Annotated in this window: 13 protein-coding genes; 3 read left to right on the forward strand and 10 right to left on the reverse strand. The window is 60.1% G+C overall.

From position 1 onward, the window contains the following. From GBM95_RS01115 to GBM95_RS01140, 6 genes are all read right to left on the reverse strand, one after another. The coding region (locus GBM95_RS01115) for a 4Fe-4S binding protein (RefSeq protein WP_152157407.1) at positions 1-1,356 on the reverse strand (1,356 nt) is incomplete at its 3' end. Continuing rightward, entirely contained in the window at positions 1,353-1,985 is a 633-nt protein-coding gene (locus GBM95_RS01120) for a 4Fe-4S dicluster domain-containing protein (protein ID WP_152157408.1), read from the reverse strand. The genes GBM95_RS01115 and GBM95_RS01120, both read right to left, overlap by 4 nt. A 26-nt stretch (positions 1,986-2,011) precedes the next feature. Continuing rightward, the gene (locus GBM95_RS01125) at positions 2,012-2,746 is read right to left on the reverse strand and encodes a TorD/DmsD family molecular chaperone (RefSeq protein ID WP_226963103.1); all 735 of its coding nucleotides are present in this window, start codon (positions 2,744-2,746) and stop codon (positions 2,012-2,014) included. Next, the gene (locus GBM95_RS01130; protein WP_152157409.1) at positions 2,731-3,615 is read right to left on the reverse strand and encodes a polysulfide reductase NrfD family protein; all 885 of its coding nucleotides are present in this window, start codon (positions 3,613-3,615) and stop codon (positions 2,731-2,733) included. The genes GBM95_RS01125 and GBM95_RS01130 overlap by 16 nt, the downstream gene beginning before the upstream one ends. A 15-nt stretch (positions 3,616-3,630) precedes the next feature. Next, the gene (locus GBM95_RS01135) at positions 3,631-4,224 is read right to left on the reverse strand and encodes a 4Fe-4S dicluster domain-containing protein (RefSeq protein ID WP_139688890.1); all 594 of its coding nucleotides are present in this window, start codon (positions 4,222-4,224) and stop codon (positions 3,631-3,633) included. Between the two features lie 14 nt (positions 4,225-4,238). Continuing rightward, positions 4,239-6,914, reverse strand: coding sequence for a molybdopterin-containing oxidoreductase family protein (locus GBM95_RS01140; RefSeq protein WP_152157410.1), 2,676 nt, complete (start codon positions 6,912-6,914; stop codon positions 4,239-4,241). Positions 6,915-7,466: 552 nt separating this feature from the next. Between GBM95_RS01140 and GBM95_RS01145 the strand changes: the two genes are divergently transcribed. After that, positions 7,467-9,260 carry an AAA family ATPase gene (locus tag GBM95_RS01145; RefSeq protein WP_152157411.1) on the forward strand — a complete coding sequence of 598 codons (1,794 nt, stop codon included), beginning with the start codon at positions 7,467-7,469 and terminating at the stop codon, positions 9,258-9,260. Positions 9,261-9,373: 113 nt separating this feature from the next. Here the strand turns inward: GBM95_RS01145 and GBM95_RS01150 are convergent, their stop codons facing one another. The 4 genes from GBM95_RS01150 to GBM95_RS01165 all read right to left on the reverse strand — a co-directional run bounded on the left by GBM95_RS01150 (position 9,374) and on the right by GBM95_RS01165 (position 14,276). Beyond that, positions 9,374-10,687 carry a CapA family protein gene (locus tag GBM95_RS01150; RefSeq protein WP_152157412.1) on the reverse strand — a complete coding sequence of 438 codons (1,314 nt, stop codon included), beginning with the start codon at positions 10,685-10,687 and terminating at the stop codon, positions 9,374-9,376. A gap of 171 nt (positions 10,688-10,858) precedes the next feature. Continuing rightward, a complete protein-coding gene (dcuC, locus tag GBM95_RS01155; RefSeq protein ID WP_152157413.1) occupies positions 10,859-12,247 on the reverse strand; it encodes a C4-dicarboxylate transporter DcuC in 1,389 nt (462 codons plus the stop codon). 503 nt (positions 12,248-12,750) lie between these two features. Beyond that, a complete protein-coding gene (locus GBM95_RS01160) occupies positions 12,751-13,209 on the reverse strand; it encodes a hypothetical protein (protein WP_152157414.1) in 459 nt (152 codons plus the stop codon). A 110-nt stretch (positions 13,210-13,319) separates the two neighbouring features. Continuing rightward, on the reverse strand, positions 13,320-14,276 hold the full coding sequence (locus GBM95_RS01165; RefSeq protein ID WP_152157415.1) for a LysR family transcriptional regulator: 957 nt from the start codon (positions 14,274-14,276) through the stop codon (positions 13,320-13,322). Between the two features lie 125 nt (positions 14,277-14,401). Here GBM95_RS01165 and GBM95_RS01170 point away from each other — a divergent pair, with 125 nt between their 5' ends. Further along, positions 14,402-15,979 (forward strand): TerB N-terminal domain-containing protein, encoded by a 1,578-nt coding sequence (locus GBM95_RS01170; protein ID WP_152157416.1) that lies wholly within the window; start codon positions 14,402-14,404, stop codon positions 15,977-15,979. 53 nt (positions 15,980-16,032) lie between these two features. Then, complete coding sequence (locus GBM95_RS01175) at positions 16,033-17,358, forward strand: ATP-binding protein (RefSeq protein ID WP_152157417.1); 1,326 nt, start codon at positions 16,033-16,035, stop codon at positions 17,356-17,358. The last annotated feature ends 11 nt before the right edge of the window (positions 17,359-17,369 follow it).

Genomic DNA, 17,369 nt, shown 5'->3' on the forward strand with positions numbered 1-17,369 from the left:
CGCAAGGACGCGCTCAACCGCGGCGCGCTCGAGCGAGGCAATCGGGACGGCGCCTCCTGCGACGGGGCAGGCTGATTCGCAGAGGCGCTCCGACGGGCAGACGCGGCCGCAGATTTCCGGCAGCCGCCCTTTCTCAAGCATCAGGAGCGCGGCGTCGCGCACGCGTTCTTCGCGAAGGAGCGCCATCCAGGCCGGAATGTCGGGGTGCTGCGGGCAGGCCCTGACGCACGCGCCGCATTCGATGCAGCGTGCGCTTTGTTCGCGCATTTCGGAGAGCGTCAGGGTGCCGACGGCGGGAAGGAATGTCGTGCGGCGCTTTTCGAGCTCAAGCGCCGCGCCCGTCCGGCGCTGTGATCGCGGATTCTGAGCGTCTGAAAGCTCCACTTTCCCCGGAATCAGAGGAAAGGTGATGGCGCCTTCCGGGCAGCTTTCGGCGCAGCGCCGGCATTTCGTGCAGTGCGCATGGCTTGAGCCTCCGTCAGGCTCCGTAAGCCGGATCCCTTCGGGACAGGCCGTGGCGCAGACGCGGCAGTTGAGGCCTTTCGACTCTCTGAGGCAGGCCCGGCTCACCGTCGGACGAAGCGTCCGGTTGAAGCGCGAGAGGAGCGTCATCAGGGCGCCGAGCGGGCAGAAGTTCCCGCACCAGCGGCGAAGAACGAAGATTTCAAGGAAAAGAAAGCCCGCAAAGATCGCGATCGACCAGGAGAGGTCGTTCACCTCGAAAAGCCGCCAGAGCGCGATGAGAAGCGCAAAGGTGAGGCCTACCGGACAGATGAGGCAGAAAACGGGAAAGCCGAAGACTGCGGACGATGCGAGCGCGCCCGCGAGAACGGCGAGAGGACCGGCATTCCGGGCGCCCGAGGAACGGGAAGACTTTTCGGTTTCAGCGTGCGCTTTCCTGACTGAAGCGCAGGCGCTGCAAGCGGGCTCAGCTTCCATGGCGCAGTTCGCCGGAGAGGACTGCGCGCAAGCAAGAGGAACGGCGGCGGATCCCTCAGTCTTTTCTTCATGCGGAGCGCCTGGCGCTTCCCTGGTCTTCTGCTCATCAATCCGGACTTCGTCGCGCTTCCTGAAAAGGCGCTTCAGGAGCGGCACGGGACACACCCAGCCGCAGAAGATGCGCCCGAAGATCGTGCAGATGAGGAAAACGGCAGCGAGTCCGAAGAAGGCCTGCGGAATGAAGGTCTTCTCGGCAAGCATGACTTCTATGGCGCCGAGCGGGCAGATGAGCGCAATGTCCTTCCAGCCGAAGCTCGAGAGCGTTCCCCAGCCGGTATGCCAGAGAAGCCCCGCGGCAGTGAGAAGGAGAAAAAGAATCGCCGTGAGGGAGCGGAGTACTTTGGATGAAATTTTCATTTGCTGCCTCCCTCTTCATTCGACGATGCTGCTGAAAGCGGCCTCACGACGATGCCGCGCTCCGCTTCTCCGCGCCAGGACTGGTAGACGTGCGAGGGGCAGATGAGCTCGCACTTTCCGCAGCCGTTGCACTTCTCTGCGTTCACGATCGGGCGGTTCCGTGGATCGAGGTCGATCGCCTCATAGGGGCAGGCTTCATGGCATTTGGTGCAGGCGCCGGTTCTGAGCGCAATGCAGGAGTCGGTGACTTCCGCAAGTCCGATTTTTGCCGTTTCCGGGTCGAACGCGGCAATGGCGCCTGTCGGGCAGACTTCCGCGCATTTCTCGCAGAAGTCGCAGAACCCGAGCCTGAAATCCATGACGGGCGTGCGAAGCGCGAGGATCCCGTCGGAAAGCTTCCCTGCGCCGATCACATTGGTGTGGCAGACGCTGCGGCAGCGGTCGCATCTGAGGCACCGGGCGAGGAAGCCTTCGGGCGAAACGGATCCGGGCGGACGAACAAGATGGGGTTCCCCTTCGGCGCTTCCCCAGGTGCCGAGGAGAAGAAGGCCGGCCGCGCCGGCGGACCCTGCGAGAAGTCCGCGGCGATCGAATTTCTGGGGAGATTTTTTCTGGCTTTCGGCCGGCATGTCGGGGTCCTTCTTCTTATTGCCGGTCAGGCTTCTGCCTGCGGCATTCCGTCGTTTTTGAGTTCCTGAAGGAGGTCCTTCAGAAGCGCTCCGTCCACGATCAGGAACCCTCGCATGAACTGAGCAACGGCCGGGTAGAAGGGCTTTTCGGCATAGCGTTCAACGTCGCGGGCGAAGCCCTTCGTCCAGTTAAGGAGATGGTCCTCGAGGAAGGAGGCCTGCGCTTCAAGACTTGCAGTCACGGCTTCCGAATCCCCGCGGGCAGCGAACTTCATCGCGTCGCGGCAGAGCTGCGCCATGAAGTCGAGTTCGAGCGCAATGTGGTCTTCGTGAATGTCGGAGTGCTCCTTCCGTGCGAGGCCGTGGCGGCGGTAGATTGCGCAGACCTTCTCCCAGGCTTCCTGCATGACGAGGCCCTGAGGGCTCGTATAGACGGACTCGTACGGATAGGCGGCCTTTCCGCCCGTGACGCCGGCGCCGATGAAGATGCGGGCATAGTCGACGGCGAGGTCCGTGAGCGGGTCGCCGCCCGGGTTTTTGAGCCAGTCGCCGAGCTTCGCGGCGCCTTCCTTCATCGCTTCGCTCGGATAGTCGGCCGTGAAGTCCATCGAGCGGATCTTCTCGAGGAAGGTTCCGTCGATTTCCGTCTCAAAGACGCGGGAAAGAAAGACGTAGAGGCCGCAGCGGCTCTGGAAGAAGGGAAGAAGCTCTTTCATTTTGAAGTGAAGTCGGTTGGAATGGATGGTCAGAAGAAGCGCCACTCAGGGACGCCGAGCTTGAGGACGCTCCAGCTGAAGGCTGCGGAGCCGAGGGCGGCGAGAACCGTGAGAAGGAGCGCAGGTGCGGCAATCCCTCTAACTTTTCCTGCCTTCGATTGAACGCTCCTTCGAATCGCCCGGGCGATGAGTGCGGGGCAAATAATGCCCGAGAGGAGCGCGCCCATCCAGAAGGGGAGCGCGAGGTCGCCCGTGAGAAACCTCCCGGCCGTCGGCGCATCGGAGGGCGCTTCACCCCACCCGAGCCTCGCGAGAAAAATGAGAAGGCCGAATGCGGGAAGAAGCGGCGCGAAGGTAATCATCCGAAGCGCGCCCTCGCGGAGCGTGTTCTTCCCTTCCTCCTCAAAATCCTCCCGCCGGGCCTCAAGGTCGGCGATGAGAAGAAAAATGGCGGCGCCGGCCGAGATGCTCCACCCCAAAGCGGGAAGCCCCATGGCGAGCGTGTGCCAGCCCGCGCGCCAGGGCATGTAGAGGGAGAGCGCGGCAAAGACTGCGGCAAGCGTGCCGGCGATGCCGGAGAGGGCTGCAGCGGGCTTTGTCGTTCGCTCAAGCGCTCCGCGGCCGGTTAGGACGAGGTAGAGGAGAAGAAGAACGAGGGCGCCGCCGAGGCTCGCAAATTCCCGGAAAAGCCCGGTGCCGGGGTTCCTGAGGACGCCGAAGATGAGTTCGGGCCGCCCGAAGGAGAAGGCCGCGGCCGAGCCTCCGAGAATGAAGAGAAAGAGCGCCGCGAGCGCCGTTCTTTTTACAGCGCGCGCTCTCACTCCCATGCATTCGCCTAGGGCGAGCGCAAGTGCGGCTCCGGCGCCGAGCGTGGCGCAGAAGAGGAGCGTGAAGAGCGAGAGCGCGTTCGTCATGCCGGCAATCCCCGCTTAGAGCATCTTCGGCGGGTTGGCCTGCCAGTCGCCCGTCTTCTTGTGCAGGATGTAACGCACGGTCGGGTGGTTCCCCGAATCCGGCATCGAATGCACGTTTTCGGGACCGGCCGCGGCAATGACCTTCGACACATCGCTTTCCGGATCATCAATGTCGCCGAAGAAGCGCGCCTTGGCGCAGCAGACCTTCACGCACGCAGGCTGTTCGCCAACGGCCTGAAGATGCTGGCAGAGCGTGCATTTTTCAACCACGTTCGTTTCCGGGTTGTAGGAGCGGGCGCCGTATGGGCAGGCCGCCATGCACATCTTGCAGCCGATGCACTTTTCCTTGTCCACCAGGATCTGGCCGTCCTCGGTCTTGTAGGTCGCGCCCGTCGGGCAGACCTTCACGCACGGGGCGTCCTTGCAGCCCTGGCAGATGGAGGGGAGAAAGTACTGCTTGATCTCAGGGAACTTTCCCATCGGACCGATCGAGAGCACCTTGTTGTAGTGCACGCCGAGGGCTACGTTGTTTTCCTGCTTGCAGGCGACTTCGCACGCAAAGCATCCGATGCAGCGGTCGAGGTCGATAACCATTGTTTTCTGGGTCATGATCGTTGTCTCCGTCAGAACTTCGCGTCAGGGGTCGTGTCGGTGGGCTGCGGGAGCCAGGGCTTGAAGTCCTCGGGCTTCTGCCAGATGCCTTCCGGAGCGCCGGGCGCCTTCGAGATCTGCACCTGGAAGCCGCGCAGCGTGTAGGTGCCGACCATGTCGTTGAAAGGGGCGTCGTTCTTCGAGAGAACATTGACGTTTGCTTCCTGCCAGCCGCCCGTCTTCGTGTCGAGCGTTTCCGGGAACCAGAAGCGCTCCATGTAGACGATCCGGGGCGGAATGCCTTCGGTGAGGCGGACCTTCCCGCGGATGCGGCCGCGCAGGGACTCCACCCAGACCCAGTCGCCCGTCGTCACGGCATAGCTCTTTGCCGTTTCCGGGTTCACCCAGATTTCGGGCACCGGGTAGATTTCGCGCAGGTACGGAATGTTGCGCAGCGTCCCGTGGTGGTACATCGGGAGACGCCCGTTCGTGAGGACGAGCGGATACTTCTTCGCAATCTCGCCCGAGGGGCTTTCCGCCGGCTCAAGGTAGTAGGGCAGCGGGTCGTAGTCCTTCTCGACGGGCGGGAGCTTCTGGAGCGCATAGGGCTTGCCGGTGCGGCCGAGTTCGATGAAGACGTCGCCGTAGAGCTCGAGCTTCTTCGTGGGCGTTCTGAAGCCCTGGGGGAGCCCCGTCTTCGGATCCGTCTTCTTGTAGACGTAGTAGGAATTCCACTTCTCGTAGGGCATGTACGTGACCGGATTGTGCTCGAGGAGCTCCTTCCAGGTCATGTTGATGCGCCTGAGTCTCCCGTTGAGGAGCTCCTCCATCGAATCCCAGTAGGCAAGGTCGTCCTTCATGAAGGCGGGATCGCAGGCGCGCTTGCAGTTTTCGTTGCCGAGTTCGGCGCAGCGCTTGATGAGCTTCGACCAGAAGAGCGTTTCGTCCTCGGTCTCCCAGACGTGCGCCACGGCCTGGCGGGCGAAGACCATGTTCATGCATTCGACGAGCATGTTGGTCTCAAGCCATTCGCGCGCCGGGAGCAAGATGTCGGCGAACTTCGAGAAGGATGTCGGATACATGTACATGTGAACGACGAGGTCCATCTTCTCGAGTGCGGGAACCCAGGAGGCGGCATTGCCGTTGACGCCGAACTTGTTGCCCGAGCGTTCGAGCCACACCTTGAGCGGATAGGGCTTTTCGGTGAGGATCGCGTTGAGGATGGCCGAAGGCTGGCCGGCGTCCCACTGGAGAAGGCCCTTATGTTCGTTGGAGCCGAGGCGCTTCGTGAGCTGGCCTTCGGGAAGGAGGTAGGAGCAGCGCGTGGCGAGACTACCGGCAGGTACCACATTGCTCGAGGGATTTCTCTGCATGAGGGCGCCCGGGCGCTCCACGTTCCCCATGAGGGCGTTGAGGATGACGGAGCCCATGGCGGCCTGGACGGAGTTGGGCGTCTGGTCGGTCGCAACGCCGAGCGCGATGCCCGCAGGGCCGTCGGCGTACATGAGGATCGCTTCCTCAATCTTCTTGGCATCGAGCCAGCAGACTTCAGCGCCCTTCTCGAGCGTCCAGGGCTCGGCGCGTTCACGGAGGCAGCGGAAGCCCGTCTTGTACTTCACGCCCTGGAATTCAAATTCGCCGTCGAGCACGGGTTCGAGCGCGTCATCCCACGGATAGCGGATCGCCTTCGGGCTCTTCGTCCTGGCATCCCAGACGACGAAGGTTTTCGCGTCTGCTGCCGGATCGAGCTCATTGGCGCGCACGAGGCGCTTCGTTTCCGCGTTGACGAGGTAGGGAAGGTTCGTCCACCTGAGCACGAACTCATGATCATAGAGTTTTTTTTCGATCAGGTAGCGCGTCCAGCAGAGCATGAGCGCAACGTCGGTGCCCGGACGGATCGGGAGCCAGATGTCGGACTTCGCGGCATCGGGCTGGAAGCGCGGGTCGATCGAAATGGTCTTCACGCCCTTGGCGCGAAGTTCGACGAGGGCGCGGCCGCCGCCCGCGGTGCAGCTGTAGGAGGCGTCCGTGCCCCAGAGGACGAGCGTCTTGATTTCCGTATTGGGGTTGTAGATTTCTCGGGCCGATTCGTCGGCGATTGAGGTCGAGGGACCGCCGTACATGAGGTCGTAGGCGAGCGTGCGCGGGAGATAGCACTGCGCGCACCCGGGCTCGTACCAGTTGGGGGTGCCGAAGGCGTTGCAGAAGCGCGGAATGCCGCGGAAGGCGGGGTTGCCGCCGCCGCCCGTCGTCACGAGAACGGATTCAGCGCCGTACTGCCGGCGGACTTCCTCGAGCTTGTTGGCGATGATGTCGACCGCTTCCTTCCAGGAGATGCGCTTCCACTTGTTTTCGCCGCGCTTGCCCACGCGCATGAGCGGGTACTTGTTGCGGTTCGGGTGGTAGAGGGCGCTTACGCCCGCAAGCGCCTTGGCGCAGAGCGAGCCCTTCGACATCGGGTATTCGGGGTTGCCTTCGAGCTTCACGACGCGGCCGTTGCGCACATGCGCGAGAACGCCGCAGTTGTGAATGCAGGCGCGGCAGCAGGTCTTGACGATTTTGGTTTCGCCTTCCTGAGCGGCGCCGGGTACGGCAGCCTTTGCGGCAGGCACAAGACCTTCCGAGATCGTTCCGGAAAGCGTCGCGGCGGCGCCTGTGGCGGCAGCTGCTTCAAGGAAGCTTCGGCGGGAGATTTTGGGGAATTCCATGGCTGGACTCCTGGGTGACGGGAAACGCTTGCGGTCTGCCTTCGCGTGAGGAATGAGGCAACCCGTTGAGACGGAAGCAGGTGCGGCTCTCTGTTGTTCTGATCTTTTAGAAGCCGCTTCTCTACGTCTTTCGGCTTAGTTTCTTAATCTCCCGATGATTGCGCCATACAGAATTTGAAAGCTAAGTTGTTGTTTTCGCAAGAATATTTTGAGAATGATTCTTATTTACATAAAATGCCATATAAAACAAGAAATAACGTTCTTTTTGATGCCGTCATCCGACGGCAGGGAAACAGGAGGAATAACCCTGAGACAGCGTTCGGGAGCGATATGAGTGCTGCTCGCGCAGGTTGGATTTGAGGGGAAACCGTGCGGCATGGAACGCTGAATCAAAGCTTGATTTAGTACCTCTAAAAGAGTATGAATGCGATTGCTTCGGGACTGCGTTCGAAAGTTATGGAGCATGCGGCGGCAGCGAACGCGAGGGACGGTCGGGTGCAAAAAGGCTCGTGATAGACTCAAAATCACCTGTTGCAGCATTTGAAACTCGCTATGAAAAAAACGCTCGTAGTCGGCAATTCGTCCTTCGTTACTCTGATCGAGGATGAAAACTACTATGTCGATAAAACGGCCTTCATTAAGGCGGTGATGGAGTCGGGCCATTTCGTGGATCTCATTACCCGGCCGCGCCGTTTCGGCAAGACGCTTTTCATGGATACACTCAATGCCTTTCTCACGATGAATCCCGAGACTTCGGGCGGTAAAACAAGGCAGCAGGCATGGTTTAAGGGCCTGAAGATTGCCGAGGACAAGCCTTTCTGCGAAAAGTTCCTTGGACAGTTTCCCGTCATTTTTCTTTCTTTGAAAGGAGTTGAGGGACAGAATTTCCAATGGGCATATCGGAGCTTCTCCCGCAAGCTTGTCACGGAGGCAAAAAGGCATGAGTACTTGCTCGAGAGCCCTCGTCTAAGCGATGAAGAAAAGACGATGCTGCGGAACTACTCCTCACAGATGTTCATGCGCGAGTTGTCGAATCTTGATTTAGCTGAGAGCTTCCTTGGCGATATGATCGCGATGCTCGCAAAGCATTATGAAAAGCAGGTGGTGCTCCTCGTTGATGAGTACGATGTTCCGCTCGCGAGGGCTGCTGAGCGCGGATACTTTTCCGAAATGTGCGATCTTCTGAAAGCTTTCCTTGACCCGGTGAAGCCGGAAACCGGGCCGATCGTCAATGGTCGTCCTGTATTGAAAAAAGCCGTCTTCACCGGGTGTCTGCGCGTCAGCAAGGAGAGCATCTTCACGGGCGTCAACAATTTCACGGCCAACACTGTCTGCACGGAGAATGACCCGGCGCTGGCAGCTGCCATGGGATTCACGCCGGATGAAGTGAACGAAATGCTCCGGTACTACGACCTCGGGTCGGTTAGTGATGTAGTGAAGCACTGGTACGACGGATACCGTTTCGGAAGGCAGGAAATTTATTCGCCCTGGGATCTGATCAGCTTCTGCAGCAAAGCCGCTAAAACTTCAGATCCGGCGGCCCGAGTGCCGGAAAATTACTGGACGGCGACAAGCGGGAACATCGTTATTGATGAATTTCTTGGGTTTTTGTCCGATGCTGATGCCGACAGAATGCAAATGCTGGTTGACGGCGGCGTCATTGAAGTCGAGATTAATGAGCAGCTCACTTACGCGGACATGGCTTTTCACAAGTCGGAAGACTTTTGGACGCTTCTTCTCTTTACGGGCTACTTAACCGTTGCAGAACGGCTGGGTCCGAAGCGCTTTCTCCTGAGAATCCCCAATGAGGAAATTCGTCAGACTTTCAAGGAACGTGTTCTTGCTCGGTACTCGGCAGAAAATCGCTCCTTTGCTCGCCACGGTTCGAGGCTTGTGCAATCCGCATTTTCCGGCGATGTGGATGGGATGGCATCGGTGCTCGCACCGCTCCTCAGAACTTACGTTTCGGTGCGCGACGCTCAATCCAGAGCTCCGGCTGAGAACTACTATCACGGGTTTCTCTCTGCGCTTCTGGCTTCCGCAGGCGATCAAATACAGAATTTCAAGTCGAATATCGAAGCGGGCGACGGCTATGCCGACATTGTCTTCGATTCGGGAGCCGGTTCGGAAAAGACGGGCGTTGTCCTGGAAATCAAGCGCGCCGGGCGCGATGAAAATATGACGAGCGTTCTCAATTCGGCTCTGGCGCAGATCGAAGAGAAAAGATACGGCGAAATCTTCGACCATATGGGCTGCGCGAAGTACTACGCCTATGGGCTCGTCTTCCGTGGGAAAAACTGCCTTGTCGGAGGCGGCACGCTTCGGATGATCGGCTCGAGTCGCTGATGCCTGGTCGCCGGGCGGCGTCCTCCAATTTTTCCTCCTTTCTCATTCTGAGAGAGGAGAATTTCCAGCCGGAACTTGAAGAAGTTCCGGCTGCGCTTGATCGTCAGCCGGCTTTAAGGCGCCGCATCCTGATTGAGCTTCAGACAGCCGACGCCATCGCGGATTTCAATGTCGGTACCGTAGCGTTCTGAGAGCTTCCGGAGGTGCTCGAGCGCGGCATTCGAATGGGAGAGCGTCGGAATGCCCCGCCGGGATCTCGTTCCGTGCTGGGCGAGATCGATCGGATAGAGACGCACGTCCCTGATTCTTCCATCCTCGATCGTCCAGCTCGGCATGACAGCGCGCCAGATGTTCTCCTGCACGATGTAGCCACAGGTGCCGTTCTTCGAACGGTGGTCCATGTAGTCGCCGATCTTCATGTCGATGGGAAGCCCCTTCGAGCTGAAGGCGTCGAAGGGCTGGAGCGCCACGGTTTCGGTTTCAAAGATGAAGTTCCCGATGCTGTAGAAAATCAGGCCGTTCTTGTAAGCCTCGATGCCGCGGAGTTCGTGCGGACCGTGCCCGATGACGACGCTTGCGCCCGCATCAATGCAGGCGCGGGAGAACGTTTCCAGAAATTCTGCGGCGACGGTCGAGTCGGAGCCTCGCATTTCGTGCGCGTGAAGGCTCACGAGAACAATGTCGGCCTGAGCGCGGGCGCTGCGGATTTCATCGATCGTGCGGGCGAGATCCTTCTCGTTCGGAACCGTTTCGTTGTATTCCTCTTTGTCCGTCAGCGCGAAGAACATGCTTCCGAGAGGAAGCGTGCCTTCCGGGAACGGAGGCCGGTAGCCGTTCCTGATGCTCAATTCCGCCTTGGCGTTGATCTGAGAAACGGCGGCGAGCGTTTTCGCCATTTCAAAGTGTTCCGGATTGACATGGTGGATGGTTCTGAAGCGGAGCGGATTGAGGCCCGGACGGCCGCGCATGGTGCCGCTCTGGCCTCCGGCAGCGGCTGCGGGATCAAAGGTCGCGGTGATGCCGATCAGTGCTACGCGGGCTTCCCGGGTTTCGAGAAAGCACGCGCTAGACGCTTCCTGAAGCGTATTGCCGGTGCCGGCAAACGTCATGCCTCTCTCGTTGAGGTGCCTGATCGTGGCGCTCACGCCCTCCTGCCCGAAGTCGCCCGAATGGTTGTTCGCCGTGTTGAAAAGGTTGAAGCCGAAGCGCAGCATGTCGTCGAGCATCGAAGGATCGGTCATCGCCCATGTGCCGCCCGATGCCGCGGCCGGCCAGCCTTCCTGTCGATGGAAGGTCATTTCGAGGTTGGCAAACTTCACGTCGTGCTCTTCGATGAGCGCCCTGAGGTCGTCAAAGCCTTCGTAGCCGTCGGCCGCAATGTGGCGCGTGATGAAGCTGTCGCCGGTGGCAATAAAAGAGGTTTTCATAATCGGACTCCTCGAAGGATCAGATAAGAGATTGACGGCGGAAGAAATTCAAAGGAAAGGCTGCGGATCGGGCGACCCGCAGCATTTCGAATGAGGCCGTGATGGGCGGCGCAAGACCGCCCTGGCCGATTGACGCATCAGGGCATCACGCTTGGGCCGCCGTCAGACGCTTCAGCAGAAGATCGCGGAAGCAATCATGGTGACGATGAGTGCGCCGACCATCGGGATCATCGTGCGTTTGACGATGGCAAAGGGCGAAATGCCGACGCCGCCCGAGACCGCAATGATGACGCTCGTGATCGGGCTGATCGTGCGGCCGAGGCTCGTTGCAAACTGCATGGGTAGGATAAGAAGAAGGCTCGACACGCCGAATTCGCGCGCGAAGTCGGGAACGAGAGGCGAGAAGGCAAAGAAGGGCGCATTGCCGCTTCCCATCACGATCGCCGTAATCGTGATGAAGATCGTGAGCACCACCATGACGGCGATGCCCGTGAGGCCGAGACCCTTCGTGGCTTCGATCAGGTACTGGATCGTGCCCGTCGCCATCAGGCCCTGCGCGAAGATTTCGCCCGCCACAATCAGCGTCACGACGCGCGCGAACTGCTTGCCCATGGCGTCGAAGAATTCCATCGCCTTATGGAAGACTTCCTTGGGCGGATGGCGCAGGCATTCGCAGACCAAGGCGATCATGAAGGACATGAACATGGCGGTCGGCACATCGAGCTTGATGCCGGAGAAGACGTATCGGCTGAAGATGAAAAGGAGAACCAGCGGAATAACGGGAAGAATGGCGTAGAAGCCCGGCGCGCCCTTGAAGTCGAGCTCCTTGGTTTCGATGCCGTCCGTCGTCACCCAGGCGGAGTCGCCGTCGACCTTGTCGTAATGACGCTGCACGAAGAAGTGCAGGATGGCGATGGTGGGCGCCACGAGGAGAGACACCGGGATCTGGTAGGAAATGAAGTAGCTCATCGTGTCGAGCCCGGCGTACTTCGCCGCGAGGTTGGCGTTCCCCGATGCCGGACCGAGATCAAGGCACCCGGAGGTTGCAATGAGCGCTGCCGCCGACAAGGGAGAGATGCCGAGGCGCACGAGCACCGGGTACATCGTGACGAGGAGAAGCATCGCGAGGCCCGAGGCGCTCGGGATGAAGACGTTCATGAACTGACCGACGAAATAGCTCAAGGCGAGAACGAGATAAGGCGAATTGAGCCTGGAGAGCGGCTTCGAGAGGTAGTCCGCCATGCGGGCGGAGGCGCCGATCAGGGACATGTATCTGGCGTAACCGGCTGCCGCCATGATGATGAGGCCGAGTCCGGCAACGCGCGAACTCATGATGGCGGTGATGCACTTGAAGGGGTCGAAGAGCTCGAAGCCCGTGGACGCGACCTTGTTGGGAAGGAGCTTCAGCGCGCCGTCAATGAGACCAAACTTCGAAAAAATGATGGCGGCGAAGAGCAGAATCAGGCCGCCCGCAAAGAGAACGAACTGAGGCTTGAAGTGCTTGAGGAGGTAGCGGACCATAAAGATGGTCACGAGGAGCGAGAGTATGCAGCCGGCCATGGCTTCCTCTTGAATGCTTGATTGGCGTGATCGCGATGCCTGGTGGAAGCATCGGAAGGGAGAGAAGCGCCGAACCGGCTCAATCGTCGGGAGTGTTCAGACGGAACGGGCGTGTTGCGAAAAGTTTATTTACATTTCGCCAGCAGCATGCTTCTTTCGCTCGCTTTCCTATTGAAAAGGAAGAAAGCTACGCCAAACAACCTAGTCTGCAGGATTTTTCAGGGTGCGCAGGAGGCGTGAGAACAGACGCTTGATTCCTGCGCGCCGGCCTATTTTCTTCAGAATGCCTCTCTTCAGGCTTCCCCTAAATTTAATAACGACCGGGAAGAGGATCTCTTATTAAAGAAATCGGCTCATTTCTTTAATAAGCTTGAGGCTTATTTAAATTTTGAGGGCTCGCGGCAGCGCGAAGGTCGGCAGCGTCTTCCTCAGGACGTGCGTGTGGCTTGAGCCTTCGAGGCGGAATTCCTGAGGCCCCGCCGGACCTGCCGCCGGGAGGATGATCACGGCCAGTAGTAAAAGCCCGGCACGAAGCGCGGCCCCCAGAACCAGGTGTTGTCCATGTAGAGGCGCATGCGGTCTCTTTCGGCCTCTGCCGCCCGGGCGCGCTCCTGAGCCCGGCCGAGCGCAAACTTCAGGTCTTCATCGAGCCCCGGCGCATTTTCCGGGCGCTTGAGTTCAATCTGAGCGCCGTAGCGGAAGTCCATCACGGTGTAGGGGTTTTCGGATTCCGCACGGGCGCCGGAAGGCCACGTCGCGATGAATCCGGGGATCCGGCCGCCCGAGGCTTCCAACGCATCCTTGTCGAAGGGAATGCTGACGGGGGCTCTGCCGTAGGTGGTCGAGCCCTCTGCACTCGAAATCATGGCGCCTTCCGGGTCGCTCGATACCTGCACGTAGGTCGTGCAGCCAGAAAGCAGCGTGAGCGCGAGAACCGTGCCCGTGAAGAGAAGTGAGCGCATGAAGAATGCTCCGCAGAAAAATGAGGGCGAATTGAAGGCAATCGCCTCTGAGAAAGCATGCATCCCGAAGAAACCCGCGCTTTGCAAAATATGCAAGCAGAGGCAACGGCTTAACGGTCGGGCTCCTCGACAACGCCGAGGCGCCTTGCTTCAGCTCTGGCGCTGCCGACGATGACGCCGCGCACCCACTGCAGGAAGGGGTCGGAGTGCGTGCCCTTATGCCAGACGACGGAGGGCGTAAAGGCGCTCATCTGCTGAGGCGCCGGGAGCATGCGCAGTTCGTAGCGGTCGTCGCGAAGGAAGTTGAGGAGCGTAAGGACGGGCGCAATGTAGGTGAAGTCCGTCTCCATGAGCGCATAGGGAACGGCGAGATAGTAGGGCATGGCGAGCCCGACCTCCTGCTGCGCATCAAGGGACGGCCCGAAGTCGGGGGCTCCCGCATTATTCATTTCCACCTTGCGGTAGGGACGGAGATCCTCGGGGTTGAGGTGCCCTTTCTTGTTGTAGAGGTCAATCAGCGGGTGGCCCTTTCTCACAAGGATGCCGCGGCGGGAGTGGTAGAGCTCGACCACATGGAAGTCCTTCGGCACGGTTTTGAGGGGGTAGATCGCAATGTCCGCCCGTCCTGTGCGCAGGAGTTCGAGCATCTGCGGATCAATGGCCTTGATTTCAATCGTCGCGTTGGGGGCGTCCTTCGCGAACCGTCCGATGGCTTCCCGGAGAATCGTCATGACGGCATTGTCGACGCCGAGAATTCTGACGGTGCGTCGGGTGTTGGCGAGGTCGAAGGCGTCGCTGCTGAAGAGCGACTGGGTGAGGGAGAGGAGATTCAGAACTTTCGGAAGCATCGCCCTCATGCGCGCCGTCGGGAGCATCTGCAGGCCCGCACGCACGAAGAGTTCGTCCTGAAAGGCTGCGCGAAGCGATGAGAGGCGCCGCGAGGCCGCTCCCATGCTGAGGCCGCGGCTGCTTGCCGCCTGGGTGAGGCTCTGCGTTTCAAAAAGCGTAACGAGAAACCTTAATTCGTCGAGACTGAGGTCCGGCTGGGCCTTATCGAGCATTTCCATTTTCTTTTCCTCGCGCAAAGTCCTGATCAATACATCGTAGCGGAAGCCGGGAGGTTTACGCGCGGAGCGATAGCACGCATTCGCGGGTATTCTTTTCGTCTTAAAAGAGGAAGAGAGATTTGAGGATGGAAGACCGCATTTTTACCGATGAAATCATTCCGAGGCACGAGGAGCGGCTCGAGGCTAAGCGGGCTGAGGAAGGAGCCCTTCCGGAGCGCATCCGGAAAATGCTTGAGCTCGGCGCCCGGGCGGAGGCGAACGGCCAGGGCGAGGAGCGGGTCTTCAGGCTTCAGGCGGAATTCATGGCGGACTGGGATTTCCCGGATCTCCATCGGTCGTGGTTTTCGGCCTACTACCCGACTTACGCCCGCATGTCCGGGCCTCAGCTTCTTTCCTATTTTTCCTGGCGCACGCGCTGGAAGGCGGGCGAGCGAAAGATGGGAGCTCCGGTCTCCTTTGCTTTTGTCCACGTCTACGAGCTTTTGAACGGCGCGGGCGCCTCGGGGCCTCTGGATGCTTTTGAAAAGCTTTCCGCCTTCTGGGAGGAATACCGCAAACTCGACTTCACGCTCGACCGCTATGTTCCGCAGTGGCTCGACGACCTGGTGGTCTACGAGGGGCTCGACCAGAGTCTCATGCGGCGCGAATACGTGCCGATAGCGGACCGCACGACCGCCGACGTTGTGGCGAAGCTCGAGACCGGCGTCAACTTTGATGCCGATCCGGAATTTGCGGAACAAACTTTCGAGCTTCTCTGCGCGCGATCATCCTACAAGCTTGAAAAATCCTCCTTCTGGCCGGGGCACGAAAGCGAACTGAAGCGGCTCGTGCTCGAAAGCTTCAGAAAGCTGAAGGACCGCCGCGTCTTCGGCACCAACCGCTGGTTCGGCACGCGCTATATAAGAAATGCAGAGCTTTTCGCTTCCGCCGTTTTTGATTTTTCGCGCCGCCCGGAAGATCGCATCTATACGATTTCGCCCTTCAAGCGCTGGATTTGCGAAAAGGGATCCTGGCGGCTTGAGGAGCTTTTCCCCGAGCGCGCGACGCTGCCGGAGATCAGCGCTTTTCTGAAGACGGCGGATGCGGAGCTCCGCAGCGCCCTTGGGTGTCGGAGAAAGCTCTCCGTTTCCGATCCGACGGGCGAACTCACCCGCGCCGTGCGCGAGGTGCTGGGCGACTGGGATGAGGCGAGGCGGAAGGCCGCCAACCCCGTGCGGCAGCTTGATTTCGGGCGGCTGGCCGGCATTCGTGCGGATGCGCTTGAAACGCAGGAAAAGCTGATTGTTGAGGAGCCTTCCGAAGAAGCGCTTCCCGGGGTGGAAACCGCTTTGCCGGAGGCGGCCGCGTCCGGAGGCGTCGACGAACCCGAAAAAAGCGCATTCGCTGCGACAAAAGCCGGCGCATCGATGGGCGATACTCGCGAAGGCACGCCTTCAGCCGATGAGCCCAAGGAAGTTCCTCAGGCGTCTTCGGAGGGTCCGGATGCGCTCTCTCCCGGGGACCGGGCGCTTCTCGAGAGCTTTCTCGCGGGAAGCCTCCCTTCGGATCTCCCCGGCGGGCTTTCTCCCGAAATGACGGCCGACCGCCTCAACGAAAAGCTCTACGATGCGTTCGGCGACGCATTCCTTGAGGTTGTCGGCGGGAAGCTCTCCCTCATTGAAGACTATGCTGAGGATCTGCGGGAGCTGCTTCAGAGCTCCTGACGGCGGCTTTAAAGGCGTTTTTTAGAAGTCAAAATCAACATTTCAAAGAAAACATGGCTCAAGAGCAGAAAGTTCCGAAACGCATTGCCCGCACGGTATTGAATGCCCTGAAGGGCGGCGTTGTGCCGCGCATCGGACTCCCCTACATTGCCGTAGGCCGCAAGAAGGAAATCGATGCGCTTTTGTCCGACATCGAGATCGTGAGCGAAGGGGGCGCCTCGGTGCGCTTCATTACCGGCCGCTACGGGAGCGGGAAGAGCTTTCTCCTCCAGACGATACGGGCCTATGCGATGGACCGCGGGTTCGTGGTGGCCGACGCCGATCTCTCGCCCGAACGCCGCCTTCAGGGGACGAAGGGGCAGGGGCTCGCGACCTATAAGGAGCTCATGCAGAACCTCGCCACGAAGACGATGCCGGAGGGCGGGGCGCTCACCCTCATTCTCGAGCGCTGGATGAGCGCGATCCGCGCCGGGCTCGCTGAAGAGAACATTCCCCCCGGCAATCCCGCCTATCTCGCGCAGGGCGAGAGCCGCATCCTCGCGCAGATCGCAAAGCTCGGCGAAGTCGTGCACGGCTATGAATTCTCGGCACTCCTCGTCCGCTATTTCCGCGCGATGACCGCGGGCGAGGACGAGGTGCGCGCCAATATCGTCAAGTGGCTGCGCGGCGAATACGCGACGCGCGCCGACGCGAAGCGCGACCTCGGCGTCAATCTCATCGTCACGGACGACAACTGGTACGACTTCGTGAAGATCTTCGCGCTCTTTCTGCGGGGTGCGGGCTATTCGGGGCTTCTCGTTCTCATCGACGAGCTCGTCAACCTCTACAAGATCCCCAACAGCATTTCGCGCCAGTACAACTACGAAAAGGTCCTCACGATCTACAACGACGCGCTGCAGGGCCGCGCGCGCTATCTCGGCATCCTGATGGGCGGAACGCCCCAGGCGGTCGAGGATCAGCGCAGGGGGCTCTTCAGCTACGAGGCGCTCCGCTCGCGCCTCGCTTCCGGGCGCTTCAGCGAGGAAGGCCGTCAGGATCTGATGTCCCCCGTCATCCGGCTCGAGCCCCTCACGACCGAGGAGCTGCTCGTTCTCATAGAAAAGCTCGCGCACATGCATGCCGGGCTTTACGGCTACCCCTGCAGGCTCGGCGAAAAGGATTTCGCGCGGTTCCTCGAGATCGAATACGACCGCGAGGGAGCGTCGAGCCACCTCACGCCCCGCGAAATCATCCGCGACTTCATTGAGGCCCTCAACCTCTTCATGCAGCATCCGGACCTCACGGTGGAGACGCTCTTTAAGAGCGGCGAATTCGCTCCCGCGGAGAAGGCGGAAGCGGACAGGGATAAGGAAAAACTCTTCGCGGAATTCGACATCTGAGTAAGAGGGAA

This window comes from Sutterella seckii (genome assembly GCF_009183815.1).
In the GTDB taxonomy this organism is placed as follows: domain Bacteria; phylum Pseudomonadota; class Gammaproteobacteria; order Burkholderiales; family Burkholderiaceae_F; genus Sutterella; species Sutterella seckii.

Bases quoted from the DNA above. Each gene is read 5' to 3' on its own strand.
- dcuC (WP_152157413.1), bottom strand. From the start codon at position 12,247: ATGGCCGGCTGCATACTCTCGCTCCTCGTGACCATCTTTATGGTCCGC.
- GBM95_RS01150 (WP_152157412.1), bottom strand. From the start codon at position 10,687: ATGAAAACCTCTTTTATTGCCACCGGCGACAGCTTCATCACGCGCCAC.
- GBM95_RS01140 (WP_152157410.1), bottom strand. From the start codon at position 6,914: ATGGAATTCCCCAAAATCTCCCGCCGAAGCTTCCTTGAAGCAGCTGCC.
- GBM95_RS01175 (WP_152157417.1), top strand. From the start codon at position 16,033: ATGGCTCAAGAGCAGAAAGTTCCGAAACGCATTGCCCGCACGGTATTG.
- GBM95_RS01165 (WP_152157415.1), bottom strand. From the start codon at position 14,276: ATGGAAATGCTCGATAAGGCCCAGCCGGACCTCAGTCTCGACGAATTA.
- GBM95_RS01145 (WP_152157411.1), top strand. From the start codon at position 7,467: ATGAAAAAAACGCTCGTAGTCGGCAATTCGTCCTTCGTTACTCTGATC.
- GBM95_RS01135 (WP_139688890.1), bottom strand. From the start codon at position 4,224: ATGACCCAGAAAACAATGGTTATCGACCTCGACCGCTGCATCGGATGC.
- GBM95_RS01160 (WP_152157414.1), bottom strand. From the start codon at position 13,209: ATGCGCTCACTTCTCTTCACGGGCACGGTTCTCGCGCTCACGCTGCTT.
- GBM95_RS01170 (WP_152157416.1), top strand. From the start codon at position 14,402: ATGGAAGACCGCATTTTTACCGATGAAATCATTCCGAGGCACGAGGAG.
- GBM95_RS01130 (WP_152157409.1), bottom strand. From the start codon at position 3,615: ATGACGAACGCGCTCTCGCTCTTCACGCTCCTCTTCTGCGCCACGCTC.
- GBM95_RS01120 (WP_152157408.1), bottom strand. From the start codon at position 1,985: ATGCCGGCCGAAAGCCAGAAAAAATCTCCCCAGAAATTCGATCGCCGC.